Below are 12415 nucleotides of genomic sequence, written 5' to 3'. Positions count from 1 at the left end.
TGAGGACGCGTTTAGGAAACGCGAACGCCCCGCCGAGGACGGCGGGGCGTTCGGGTGGCGCGGATCGCTACGACGCGGCGGGCTTCTCCAAGTCCGCGATGATGATCGAGCCGGTGTCGGTGAACTCCCGCTGGATCTCCTTGTCGTCCGGCGTGTCCCCCTTGTACGTCGCGAGGCTCACGACGACGGCGAGGACGAGGTTCACGACGAAGCCCGGCACGATCTCGTACAGGTCGAAGAACCCGCCCGAGAGGTACTGACCCCATACCCAGGCCACGACGGCGCCGGAGATCATGCCGACGATCGCGCCGGCGGCCGTGAAGCGCCGCCAGAACAGCGACAGCAGGACGATCGGGCCGAACGCGGCGCCGAACCCGGCCCACGCGAACCCGACGAGCTCCAGCACCGTCGCCTCGGAGTCGAACGCGATCGCGATCGCGATGACCGCGATCACGAGCACGGCGATGCGGCCCAGCCAGACGAGCAGCTTTTCGCTGACGGTCTTCTTAAACACGAGGCGCGCGATGTCCTCGATGAGCGCGGAGGACGACACGATGAGCTGGCTCGAGATCGTCGACATGATCGCGGCGAGCACCGCGGAGAGCACGAGGCCCGCCACGAGGGGGTGCATGAGGTTCTGCGCGAGCACGAGCACGACCGTCTCGGGGTCGGCCAGCTCGATGCCGTTGATGCTGAACCACGCGATACCGATGAGGCCGGTCGCGACGCCGCCGAGGAGCGAGAGGATCATCCAGCCCATGCCGATGCGGCGGGCGACCTTCACGTCGCGCGTGGAGCGCAGCGCCATGAAGCGCACGATGATGTGCGGCTGGCCGAAGTAGCCGAGGCCCCACGCGAGCGACGAGACGATGCCGAGGAAGGTCGCGGCGGACATGCCGCCGCCGAACCAGTCGAGGTTGTCGGCGCCCGCCGCCTCGATGCCCTCGCCGACCGCCGCAAGGTCGCCGATCGAGACGATGGCGAGCACGGGGACGATGAGCAGGGCGGCGAAGATCATGATGCCCTGGACGAAGTCGGTGTAGGTCGCGCCGAGGAAGCCGCCGAAGAAGGTGTACGCGAGCGTCACCCCGGCCACGAGCAGCATGCCCGTCGTGTAATCCCCGTCAAATGAGCTCTCGAAGTACTTCCCGCCGGCGACCATGCCGCTCGAGACGTACAGCGTGAAGAAGACGAGGATGACGACGCCCGCCACGACGCGGAGCACGTGGCTCTTGTCGTGCAGGCGGTTCTCGAAGAAGCTCGGCACGGTGATCGAGTTCTTCGCGACCTCCGTGTAGGCGCGCAGGCGCGGCGCGACGAACTTCCAGTTCAGGTAGGCGCCGATCGTGAGGCCGATGGCGATCCAGGCCTCGATGAGCCCCGTCGCGTACAGCGCGCCCGGCAGGCCCATGACGAGCCAGCCCGACATGTCGGACGCGCCGGCGCTGAGCGCGGCGACCGCTGGCGGCAGGCTACGGCCGCCGAGCATGTAGTCCTCGTGGGACTTGGTCTTCAGCGTCGCGTAGACGCCGATGCCGATCATGGCGGCGAAATAAATGACAAGGGCAATGATGAAATATGTGTGATCTGACATTCGAGTAGTCCTCCGCTCCGTTGAGCAGCGCACACCCTAACCAGCCCCGGTCGCCTCGCGCCAACTGGCGTTCGCGCGAGGTTGATGTTATGTGAGAAGTTCCTGTGTGCGCGCCGGGTGGGCGTCACGGTAGCGTCGGCGCGACGCGGCGCACAAGGGGCGCCCGTCGATCACTCCCCCGGATCCGGGAGCGCGCCCGGGCCCTCGGTCACGAGGATCCGGAAGCCCTCGGCGTCGAGCACGCGGATACCCAGCTCCTCGGCCTTGGCCAGCTTGGATCCGGCGCCCGGCCCCGCTGCCACGAAGTCGGTCTTCTTACTCACGCTCGACGCCGCCTTGCCGCCCGCGCCGATGATCGCCTCCTTGGCGCCCTCCCGGGTGTACCCCTCGAGCGTCCCCGTCGCGACGACGGTCAGCCCCTCGAGCACGCCGCCGGCGGCCCGCGCCGCGCCCGGGCCCGGGTGGCCCGGCGTCGCGAACCGCACGCCGGCCCGCGTCCAGCGCTCGACGATCTCCCGGTGCCACGGCACGTCGAACCAGTCGAGCACGGAGGCCGCAATCGTCTCGCCGACCCCCTCGACGGCCGCGATCTCCTCGGCCGTCGCCCGGCGGATCGCGTCAAGGGATCCGAACCACGCGGCGAGCTCGCGCGCCGCCACCGGCCCCACGTGCCGGATGTTCAGTGCGACGAGCTGCCGCCACAGCTCCTTCGTCTTTGCCTTCTCGAGCTCCTCGAGCAGCGTGATCGCCTGCGCCGACGGCGAGGCCCGCGGGTGGTCCTTGCGGATCCCCGCCGCCCGCCGCGCCTGCGCGGTGGCGTCCTCCCAGCCCGGCGGGTACACGCGCGTGACCTTCTGGAACGGCGCGCGCCGCACCGGCTCGCCGGTGGACTCGTCCACCCGCTCCTCGCCGGTCTCGGGGTCGCGCACGACGACCTCGATGGGCACGAGCTGCTCGAGCGTCAGGTCGAACAGCCCCGCCTCCGTGCGCAGGAGCGGCTCGAGCTCTTCGCCCGTCTCGGTCGAGCGCGCCGGCTGGGTCAGCGCGGCGGCCGTCACCTCACCCAGCGCCTCGACGTCGAGCCCCCCGCGCGAACCGATGTGCTCGACGCGCCCGCGCACCTGCGCGGGGCAGTCCTCCCCGTTCGGGCAGCGCAGGTCGATGTCGCCCTCCTTCATGGGGCGGAGCCTCGTGCCGCACTCGGGGCAGAGCTCCGGCATGACGAACGCCCGCTCGGACCCGTCGCGGCGCTCGATGACCGGGCCCAGGATCTCTGGGATCACGTCGCCCGCCTTGCGGAGGATCACGACGTCGCCGATCAGGACGCCCTTGTGCTCGACCACCTCGCGATTGTGCAGCGTGGCGCGCGAGACGACGCTGCCCGCCACGAGCTTCGGTTCCATCACGGCGTACGGCGTGGCCCGCCCCGTGCGCCCGACGCCGACCTGGATGTCGACGAGCCGGGTCTGGACCTCCTCCGGCGGGTACTTGTAGGCGATCGCCCAGCGCGGCGCGCGGCTCGTCGCGCCGAGCTCGTCGTGCAGCGCGAGCTCGTCGACCTTCACGACGATGCCGTCGAGCTCGTGCTCGACCGCGTGGCGGTTCTCGCCGTACCGCGCGACGAAGTCGAGGACGTCCGCCGTGGTGTCGCACACCGCGAGGTGCGGGCTCGTGGGCAAGCCCCACCCCGCGAGCACCTCGTAGACCTCGCTCTGCGCGGCGACCGGCGGATCCGGCCACGCCCCGATGCCGTGCACGTACAGCCGGAGCGACGCAAGGCGCGCCTCGCCGGCCTCGCGCTCGAGGCCGTCCTTCTTGTCGAGCTGCTGGCGCAGGCCGCCGCTGGCCGCGTTCCGGGGATTCGCGAAGGCGGGGAAGCGACGCGCCGCCGACGCCTCCGCGCGGGCCTCGTCGAACGCGGCTCGCGCTCCCGCGCGGCCCGCGTGGCGCGCCTTCGCCTCCTCGACGGCCCGGGCGCGAAGATCGGCCTGAAGCGCGTTGAGCGCGTGGAACTCGGCGACCGGGATGAAGACCTCGCCGCGCACCTCGACGAGGTCGGGGTGCCCCTCGCCGTCGAGCCGCGCGGGGATCCCCGCGACGCGCGCCGCGTTCTCCGTCACGATCTCGCCAACCCGCCCGTCCCCGCGCGTGGCCGCCGAGGTGAGCACGCCCCGCTCGTAGCGCAGGCTAATGGCGAGGCCGTCGATCTTCAGCTCCGTCAGCCACCGCACGGGTCGCGCGGCCGCCTTGGAGGTCCTGTGGCACCAGTCGGCCAGCTCCTCGGGCGCGAACACGTTGTCGAGGCTGAGCATGCGCTCGGCGTGTTCGATGGTGTCGAGACCCGTCGCCTCCGCCGCACCGACGGTCTGCGTGGGCGAGTCCTGCGCCGCAAGAACCGGGTGCGCGTCCTCGATCTCCTCGAGGCGCCGCATCCAGCCGTCGTAGGTCGCGTCGTCGACCGGCTGCTCGTCGGCGCCGTAGTACGCATCGCGCGCCGCCTCGATGCGGCGGGTGAGATCGGCAGCCTCGGCGCGCGCGTCGTCGAGCGGGAGGTCGGAGGCGGGGCGCGTGGTGGTCACCCGTCCGATTCTAGGTTCGACCCCCGACAGGCGCGGCCGAGACGGTCGCGTCGATCGTGCATTGCCCGAGCACGCGCGTGCCGAGGTAGACGACGGCCGTCTGCCCCGTCGCGACCCCGGAGATCGGCTCGTCCGGGACGATGACGAGCGCGCCGTCCGCGACGCGCATGACGGCGGGAACGGGATCCGCGTGCGCGCGCACCTGCACCTCGCACCGCCGGTCCTCCTCGAGGTGCGCGGGAGCGGCCCCCGCCCAGGAGAAACGCCGGCCCGAGATCTCCGACACCGCCAGCGCCTCGCGCGGACCGACGACGACCGTGTTGTCCACGGGGCGCACCTCGAGCACGAAGCGCGGCTTGCCGTCGGGCGCCGGGCGACCGATCTTGAGGCCCTTGCGCTGGCCCACCGTGAACGCGTGCGCGCCGTCGTGGGATCCGACGACCTCCCCGGAGCGGTCGACGATGTCGCCGGGGGCCGCGCCGACCTTCTCGGCGAGGTAGCCGCGGGTGTCGCCGTCCGGGATGAAGCAGATGTCGTAGCTGTCCGGCTTGGTCGCCACGCTGAAGCCCCGGCGCTCGGCCTCGGCGCGCACGATCGCCTTCGAGGGCGTGTCCCCGAGGGGGAAGTAGGTGTGCGCGAGCTGATCGGCGTCGAGCACGCCGAGCACGTAGGACTGGTCCTTCGCCTCCTCGCTCGACCGGTGCAGCTCGCGGCCGCCGGCGCCGTCCACGAGCGTGGCGTAGTGCCCCGTGCAGACGGCGTCGAAGCCGAGCTCGAGCGCGCGTTCGAGGAGGGCCGCGAACTTGATCTTCTCGTTGCAGCGCATGCAGGGGTTCGGCGTGCGCCCCGCCCGGTACTCGCTGACGAAGTCCTCGATCACGTCGTCGCGGAAGCGCTCCGAGAAGTCCCAGACGTAGAAGGGGATCCCCAGGCGGTCGGCGACCCGGCGCGCGTCCAGCGCGTCCTCGACCGTGCAGCACCCGCGGCTTCCCGTGCGCAGGGTCCCGCCCGCCCGCGACAGCGCGAGATGCACGCCGACGACGTCATGCCCCGCGTCGACGGCCCGCGCCGCCGCCACGGCCGAATCGACCCCGCCGCTCATCGCTGCCAGAACCCGCATGCGCTCCATGCTACGACGCGTCGCTGGCCGGTTCCTCGGCGGGGCGCAGCCGGCGATAGGCCGACAGCACGGCCCCTGCGGCACGGTCGACCTCGGCGGGGGTGGTGTCGCGCCCCATCGTCAGGCGCAGCACCTGCCGCGGCGCGTTCGCCTCGTCCAGCCCCATCGCCGCGACGACGTGCGAGGCCTCGGTCACGCCCGCCTGGCACGCGGATCCGGTCGACGCCGATACGCCCGCGGCGTCCAGGAGAAACAGCATCGACTCCCCCGGCGCGCCGGGCAGGAACAGGTGCACGTTGCCGGGGAGGCGGCGTTCCGGATCCCCCAGGAGGCGGATCCGCGGGTCCTCCGCGAGGCGCGCCACCAGCCGCGCCCGCAGTGCGGCGTGCCGCGCGGATCGGTCCGCGCGCTCGCCCTCGGCGGCCACGGCGGCGGCCGCCAGCGCCGCCGCGCCCGCCACGTCCTGCGTGCCGGCGCGCAGCCCGCGCTGCGGGGATCCGCCGTGCAGGAGCGGCGCCAGCCGAGCCCCGCGCGCGACCACGAGCGCGCCCGTGCCCGCGGGGGCGCCGATCTTGTGCCCGCTGACGCTGAGGGCCACGAGCCCCGCGTCCGCGGGGGCGTCGCCGCGCAATCCGGCGAAGTCGACCCGCACCTGACCGAACGCCGCAACGGCGTCGAGGTGCAGCGGCACCGCGGCCGCGGCGGCCGCGCGCGCCAGACCGGCCGCGTCGTTCAGCGTTCCCACCTCGTTGTTCGCCACGAGCGCGGTGGCGACGGCCGCGTCCGGGGACAGCGCCGCGGCAAACGCGTCCGCGTCGATCCGGCCCCCGCGATCGATCCCGACCCCGACGACGCGCGCGCGCTCGGCGCGCTCGAGCTCCGCGACGGTGTCGAGGGTCGCGTGGTGCTCGCCGTCCGGCAGCACGATCGCGTCACCGCGCCGCCGGGCGCGCCACAGGCCCGCGATCGCGAGGTTCACCGACTCGGTGCCGCCCGACGTGAACACGACCTCGATCGGGTCGCAGCCGATGACGGCGGCGAGGCGCTCGCGCGCGTCCTCGAGCGCGCGCCGCGCGTCCTGGCCCGCGCCGTGCACGGAGGACGGATTGCCGACGATCTCGTGCGCCCGGAGCCACGCGTCGCGCGCCTCCGGGCGCAGTGTCGTCGTGGCGGCGTGATCGAGGTAGACGCGCATGGGCCCTCCGGCCGCGCCTAGAACAGGAGACTCGTGAGGCGCGTGCGGGCGCGGACCACCCGCGGATCCGACGGGCCGACGACGCCGAAGAGCTCCACGAGGCGGTCCTTGACGGCCGCGCGGTCCTCCCCCGCCACGCGCGCGAACAGGTCGAGGAGGCGATCGAACGCGTCCTCCACATGCCCGCCGGCGACGTCGAGATCCGCGACGGCGAGCTGCGCCGACACGTCGTCGGGCGCCTCGGCCGCGGCCCGGCGCGCCTCGTGCAGGTCGGCGCCCGCCGTGCGGTCGAGGAGGCGCACCTGACCGAGCCCGGCCGCGGCCTCGTCGTCGCGCGGATTCTCCTTCAGCGCGCGCTCGTACGCGGCGATCGCGGCCGCGTAGTCTCCGCGGCCGATCGCGTCGAACGCCTCCTGGTGCAGCGGCGGCAGCGGCGGCTCGACCGGCTGCTCGGGTGCGCCCGCATCGGGCGCCACGTCGACGGATCCCGTCACGCCCGCCTGCGCGGCGACGTCGAGGAGCTGGCCGAACAGGTCGCGCACCTGTTCCTCCGGCACCGCCTGGTTGAACAGCGGCACGGGCCGGCCGCCGACCAGCGCGACGACCGAGGGCACGGACTGGACCTGGAAGGCCTGCTGGATCTGCGGGTTGTGGTCGATCTCGACCCGCGCGAGCACGATGCGGCCCGCGACCTCGCGCGTCACCTTCTCCAGGACGGGGCTGAGCTGGGCCGACGCCTCGGAGCGCGATGACCACATGTCGACGACGACCGGGACGCGCGACGAGAGCTCCATCACCTGTGCGAACGTCGCGTCCGAGACGTCCATCACGACGTCGGGCGCGCCCGCGGCGCCGGCGCCACCCGACGCGGGGCCGGGCGCAGGCGAGGCGGGGCGGTTGCGCAGCGAGGAGAGGTCAACGGCGCCGCGCAGGGCGGATCCGAGGGAGGCGTCAGACATCGATCACCCTTCGTTAGTCGGAAGTGGGGGCGGTGCTATTTTTCCGCACCCGCGGGGTCACTCGGGCAGCAGCTCCGAGCCGGCGAGGCCGTACGAGTAGCCGAGCACGCGGATCGGCTCCTCCGAGGCCTTCGCGGGCACGAAGAAGAACAGCTCGCTCGAATAGGTCGTCGTCAGGCCGGTCGCCGTCTCGGTCTCGCCGACGAAGTGCTCGATCTCGGGCGCGAGGTCCTTGATGACGCCGTCCTCGTTCGTGGGGCGGAGGGTCTCGGAGTCCTCGAGCGAGACGGCGACGATCGCGCCGCTGTTGAACGTGGCGAGCGAGACCGGATCCGTGTCGCCCGCGGCCTCGTCGAACGAGATCTCGGCGGTGCCCTCGGCGGTCTCATTGAAGGTGTCGCGCGTCTCGGACCGCTTGTTGGCGAGCGCCTGGCGGAACGGATCCGCCTCCAGATCGAACAGCGCGGCGTAGTCGCTGTCTTCCCCCTTGCCGATGACGTCGGCGTAGGCCGCGGCGAGGTCCTGGGGCGCGATCTGCAGGAACGACGAGTCCGGCGGCACGAGCGCCGCACCGAGCCACGCGGGCGCGAGCTCGGGCAGCTCGACGCTCGCCCCGATCGAGGCGAGGTAGGACACGCGATACTGCGACCACGGGCTGTCCTGGGTCATCGTGAGGATGGTCGGGACGTCCTCGCCCTCTTCCTCGCCGACGACGACGAGCGCCGTGCGCGGCCAGCCGTCGTTCGCCTGCGGCAGGAGGACGCTGACGGGGCCCTCGGGGATCGTCGCGGGCACCGGGTAGTCGTTGACGTCCGAACGCACGTCGTACGCCGTCTCGCGCATCTTGAGCGCTGCGCCCGACATGCGTCGCGCGGCGACGTCGGCGTCGTTCTCCTCGTCCGCGCGCGTGATCGTCGACGAGATGCTCTCGACGATGCGCGCGGCCTGGGCATCGGTGATCGCGGGCGTGGCCTGCTCCGGCGCCGGCGTGGCCGAGGGCGACGCGGACACCGCGTCGTCGTCGGCGAAGTCGGGCCATGCGGTCGGCGAGCAACCCGCGAGCAGCGCGGCCGACACAACCAGCGCGGGCGCCGCGATCCGCAAGCGCCGGCGCGCGCGGGTGCCGGATCCGCCCTCCGGGGCGTCCGACTCCGGCGCGGCCTCGACGGCGGGCGGGGCGGCAGGCGCCGTCGGGGGAAGCTTCGGCCCCTTGCGGCGCGGCCCGCGGCGCCGGCGCAGGTGCACGAAGCCCGCGATCCAGAACACGAGGCCGACGAGCGCGGCGAGGGAGCCGAGCGCGATCAGCGGCCCGGCCCAGGGCGTCGTCACGTCGGTGCGCCACGCGAGCGACACCTCGGCGGGCGCAGGCGCCTCGCCGTCGGTCGCGATGAGCATGCTCATTCCGTCGGGGAGCGTCAGCCGCTCGGTGAGCTCGCCCTCGCCCGTCATCCGCTCGACCCACAGGTCCGACGACCGGGGGTCCCAGCCGGAGCGCTCGCCGGTATCTGCGAACTCGCCCGTGGGCTCCACGGCCGCGATCTCGATGCGGGACTCGCCCTCGGCCACGTCGGACTCGTCGGCGAGCGTGGCCCGGTTGAACGACGTGTCCGACAGCCACGCGTCGATGTCGGCCGTCCGGCCGTACGCGACGAACACCTCCGTGTCCGCACCAGTCGAGATCGTGATCGTCGGCGTGCCGGGGTGTTCCCCGAGGACGTCGGAGTCCACGACCGTGAACGCGAGCGCGTCGTCGGCCGGCGCGAGCTCGCTCGTGATCGAGTCGGGTCCCTTGAGCACGGTCAGCTGCGCCACGCCGGTCCCGACGAGCGCAACGGCCACCAGGAAGGCGACGACCGCCCACACAAATCGCACGGATCAAATCTCCTCGTTCACGCGCCGCGCCAGAACGCCACGGCAGCCCGGATGATTCAGACTAACGACGACACCTGGGAGCTGTCGCCCCGCACGCGCAGTCGGCCGCGTGCCGGTACGCTCCTTGCAGGCCGCACGGCCGCCGACTCGACGTCGCCGCAGGAGTGTCATGAAGATCCACAACCCGTTCCGGCTGGGGTTCCTCGCGACGCTCGGAGTCGGCCTCGCGATCATCCTCCTGCAGAGCGTCGAAAGCCTCTCGACCGTGATTTTGTACGTCGGGACGGCGCTGTTCCTGTCGCTCGGCCTCGACCCCGTCGTCTCGTGGCTCGCCCGTCGCGGCTTCCCGCGCTGGGCGGCCGTGATCGTGGCGCTCCTCATCGTCTTCGGCCTGTTCGCCGGGATCCTCCTCATCGTGCTCCCCGTCCTCGTCGAGCAGATCTCGCAGCTCGTGCGCGGCGTCACGTTCCTCATGAATCGGTCCGACTGGCAGGCCGACGTCGAGACGTGGCTCGACGCCACGCTCCCGAACCTCGACGTGCCCGTGCTCATCGCGGCCCTCAACGACTGGCTGACCGACAACATCTTCTCGATCAGCGAGAGCCTCGTCACGGTGACCGTCGGCGTCGCGAACGGCCTGTTCGGCGCCCTCATCATCTTCATCCTGACGATCTATCTGACGGCCTCCACGCCGTCGCTGAAGAACGCGATCTACCAGACGGTCCCGGCCTCGCGCCGCGATACGTTCGTCCACATCGCGGAGCAGATCACGGACTCCGTCGGGTACTACGTGATGGGCCAGCTCACGCTCGCGCTCGTCAACGGCGCCATCAGCGCCGTCTTCCTGTCGCTCATCGGCGCGCCGTTCCCGATGGTGCTCGCCGTGATCGCGTTCTTCGGATCCATGATCCCGCTCGTCGGGACGATCACGGGATCCACGATCATCGTCCTCGTGTGCCTCCTCCCGAGCGTCGGGGACACGACGACCGCGCTCATCGCGGCGATCTATTACCTCGTGTACATGCAGATCGAGGCGTACGTGCTCTCGCCGCGCATCATGAGCCGGGCCGTACAGGTGCCGGGCGGCGTCGTGGTCGTGGCGGCCCTCGCGGGCGGCGCGCTCCTCGGCCTGCTCGGCGCGCTCATCGCGATCCCGGTCGCCGCGAGCATCCTGATCGTCTACCGCCAGGTGCTCATCCCGCGGATGAACGCGCGCTAACGCCCCGGAGCGTCCGGCCACTCGGTCGGAAGCGGGAGCGCGCCCGGGTTCACGGCGCGGACGATCTCGGTCAGCACGCGGGTGGTCTGCTTCTCCCCGACCCAGAGGTGCTTGCCCTCTTCGACGGGGATGACGCTCGCGCCGGACGGCGCGAAGCGGCGCTGGGCCTCGGCGGGCCGAAGGTAGTCGTCGAACTCGGGCACGAGCGCGATGAGCGGGCGCGGATCCGCGCCCCATGCCGCGACGTCCGCGTCCGTCGCGCGATGGAGCGGGGGCGAGAGCAGGATCGCGCCCTCGATCGGATACTCGCGCGCGTATTTCAGGGCGAGCTCGGTGCCGAACGACCACCCGACGACCCAGGGCGACGGCAGGCCGCGCTCGGCCACGAACGCCATCGCCGCCTGGACGTCGGCGCGCTCGTCGACGCCGTCGCCGAAGGCGCCCTCGCTCGTCCCCCGGGGCGACGCCGTCCCGCGCGTGTTGAAGCGCAGGACCGCGAGGCCCGCGAGCGCGGGCAGGCGCGCGGCGGCCTTGCGGATGATGTGCGAGTCCATGAAGCCGCCGTGCGTCGGCAGCGGGTGCAGCGTCACGAGGGTCGCGACGGGGTCGCGCTCGGCCGGGCGCGCGAGCTCCCCGACGAGCGTGAGCCCGTCGCTCGTGCGCAACTCGATGTCCTCACGCCGCGCGGGCAGAACGGCGGCGCCGCGAATCTCCACGGTCGGCTCCCCTCGAATCAGAAGATGTTCCAGCAGTGCGTGTGCCAGTGGCGGCGCGCCGCGAGGTCGGCGGCGGCCCCGAGCACCCCGTCCTCGCGCCAGGTGACGACATGCGCGTCGCCCGCGGCGATCGTGCCCTGGCACCCGGGGCACGTGTACGGCTTCTCCGACCGGCCGGGGCCCACGGGCTGCACGGACCAGGAGCTGCCGCGGCGCGTCTCCGTGCGGCGCCAGCCCGAGAGTAAACGCTCGAACGAGGCGTCAGACGAGGATTCCCGCGACCGGGGGCGACGGCGTGAACGGCCCATCGACTCCCGTCACCACCAGTGGTTCGTGATCCAGAACTGGTAGGCCGCGGCCCAGCTGCCGTACCGGCCCACCGCGTAGCCGCTGCCCCACGCGAGGTTGTCCACGGGGTCGTAGCCGTTGCCGGGGACCTTGCTGCACGGCAGCGCCTGCACCAGCCCGCAGGCGCCCGAGGACGCGTTGGTCGCGTTGGGGTTCCAGCCACTCTCGGCGCTCACGATGTAGTCGACGTAGGCCCAGTCAGACGAGGCGATGCCGGCGGCGGTCATCCAGTCTTCCTTCGACCCGCCGCCCGAATACGTGGGAAGCGCGACCGGCGCGGCGACCGTCGCTTCGGCCGCGGTTTCCTCGGTCGCGACTTCCTCGGTCGCGGCGCTCTCGGTCGCGCTCGCGACCTCCGCCGTGACCTCGGGCTCCGGCTCGGGAGTGCGGAGCTCGGCCTCGTACGACACGGTCGCCAGCGCGGCCAGCGATCCGCCCTTCTCGGACGCCGCGAACAGCTGCGCCTCGTCAGCCGCCGTCGCAAACGTCGTCTGCGCGGGGTCCTGGCTCGCCGACGCGACCTGGGATCCTACGACCGGCGCCAGCGATGCGGCGAGGAATCCCGCCGCCGCGACGCTACCGACGACCGCGCCCGCGACCCGACGGGCGGACCAGCGCCGCGCCTCGTCCCGGCGACGCCGGTGCACGGCGACCTCGCGCGTGCTGCGTCGGGCCTCCGCGATCGCGGATCGCTCGATGGAGCGCGCCTCGCGGCGCGTCATGGGCTGGGATTCTTTGCGAGGAGGAGTCACAGTGCTCGTGATACTACCCGAGTGTTACCCGAACGTGACAATCCTGCGGCCCTATTGGCCG

General features: G+C 72.4%; 10 protein-coding genes. 1 reads left to right on the top strand and 9 read right to left on the bottom strand.

Annotated elements, in window-relative coordinates; genetic code table 11:
* Positions 1-67: 67 nt before the first annotated feature.
* From putP to GJQ66_RS05570, 6 genes are all read right to left on the bottom strand, one after another.
* Positions 68-1594: a sodium/proline symporter PutP gene (gene putP, locus GJQ66_RS05595; protein WP_155048354.1), complete on the bottom strand. Its 1527-nt coding sequence runs from the start codon at positions 1592-1594 to the stop codon at positions 68-70.
* A 170-nt stretch (positions 1595-1764) separates the two neighbouring features.
* On the bottom strand, positions 1765-4173 hold the full coding sequence (gene ligA, locus GJQ66_RS05590; RefSeq protein WP_368732712.1) for an NAD-dependent DNA ligase LigA: 2409 nt from the start codon (positions 4171-4173) through the stop codon (positions 1765-1767).
* Between the two features lie 10 nt (positions 4174-4183).
* On the bottom strand, positions 4184-5293 hold the full coding sequence (mnmA, locus tag GJQ66_RS05585) for a tRNA 2-thiouridine(34) synthase MnmA (RefSeq protein WP_155048351.1): 1110 nt from the start codon (positions 5291-5293) through the stop codon (positions 4184-4186).
* A 10-nt stretch (positions 5294-5303) separates the two neighbouring features.
* Complete coding sequence (locus GJQ66_RS05580; RefSeq protein WP_155048350.1) at positions 5304-6488, bottom strand: cysteine desulfurase family protein; 1185 nt, start codon at positions 6486-6488, stop codon at positions 5304-5306.
* Between the two features lie 17 nt (positions 6489-6505).
* On the bottom strand, positions 6506-7447 hold the full coding sequence (locus GJQ66_RS05575) for a tetratricopeptide repeat protein (RefSeq protein ID WP_155048349.1): 942 nt from the start codon (positions 7445-7447) through the stop codon (positions 6506-6508).
* Between the two features lie 57 nt (positions 7448-7504).
* Positions 7505-9319 carry a glycosyl transferase gene (locus tag GJQ66_RS05570; protein ID WP_155048348.1) on the bottom strand — a complete coding sequence of 605 codons (1815 nt, stop codon included), beginning with the start codon at positions 9317-9319 and terminating at the stop codon, positions 7505-7507.
* A 169-nt stretch (positions 9320-9488) separates the two neighbouring features.
* Between GJQ66_RS05570 and GJQ66_RS05565 the strand changes: the two genes are divergently transcribed.
* Positions 9489-10538, top strand: a complete 1050-nt coding sequence (locus GJQ66_RS05565; protein ID WP_155048347.1) for an AI-2E family transporter — start codon at positions 9489-9491, stop codon at positions 10536-10538.
* On the opposite strand, the gene GJQ66_RS05560 is transcribed toward GJQ66_RS05565, so the two are convergent.
* The 3 genes from GJQ66_RS05560 to GJQ66_RS05550 are packed head-to-tail and all read right to left on the bottom strand — an operon-like array spanning position 10535 to position 12324.
* Entirely contained in the window at positions 10535-11254 is a 720-nt protein-coding gene (locus tag GJQ66_RS05560) for an alpha/beta hydrolase (protein WP_368732711.1), read from the bottom strand. The two genes, GJQ66_RS05565 and GJQ66_RS05560, sit on opposite strands and share 4 nt — an antisense overlap.
* 17 nt (positions 11255-11271) lie before the next feature.
* Positions 11272-11562 carry a hypothetical protein gene (locus tag GJQ66_RS05555; RefSeq protein ID WP_155048346.1) on the bottom strand — a complete coding sequence of 97 codons (291 nt, stop codon included), beginning with the start codon at positions 11560-11562 and terminating at the stop codon, positions 11272-11274.
* A 9-nt stretch (positions 11563-11571) separates the two neighbouring features.
* Positions 11572-12324 (bottom strand): transglycosylase SLT domain-containing protein, encoded by a 753-nt coding sequence (locus GJQ66_RS05550; RefSeq protein WP_155048345.1) that lies wholly within the window; start codon positions 12322-12324, stop codon positions 11572-11574.
* Positions 12325-12415 lie beyond the last annotated feature (91 nt).

This window comes from Microbacterium sp. ZXX196, from assembly GCF_009709595.1.
Taxonomy (GTDB): Bacteria; Actinomycetota; Actinomycetes; order Actinomycetales; family Microbacteriaceae; genus Microbacterium; species Microbacterium excoecariae.
Note: the sequence above shows the minus strand (reverse complement) of the source record. Positions and strands in the feature narration are given on the sequence as shown.

Bases quoted from the DNA above. Each gene is read 5' to 3' on its own strand.
- GJQ66_RS05580 (WP_155048350.1), bottom strand. From the start codon at position 6,488: ATGCGCGTCTACCTCGATCACGCCGCCACGACGACACTGCGCCCGGAG.
- GJQ66_RS05550 (WP_155048345.1), bottom strand. From the start codon at position 12,324: ATGACGCGCCGCGAGGCGCGCTCCATCGAGCGATCCGCGATCGCGGAG.
- GJQ66_RS05555 (WP_155048346.1), bottom strand. From the start codon at position 11,562: ATGGGCCGTTCACGCCGTCGCCCCCGGTCGCGGGAATCCTCGTCTGAC.
- GJQ66_RS05575 (WP_155048349.1), bottom strand. From the start codon at position 7,447: ATGTCTGACGCCTCCCTCGGATCCGCCCTGCGCGGCGCCGTTGACCTC.
- putP (WP_155048354.1), bottom strand. From the start codon at position 1,594: ATGTCAGATCACACATATTTCATCATTGCCCTTGTCATTTATTTCGCC.
- mnmA (WP_155048351.1), bottom strand. From the start codon at position 5,293: ATGCGGGTTCTGGCAGCGATGAGCGGCGGGGTCGATTCGGCCGTGGCG.
- GJQ66_RS05565 (WP_155048347.1), top strand. From the start codon at position 9,489: ATGAAGATCCACAACCCGTTCCGGCTGGGGTTCCTCGCGACGCTCGGA.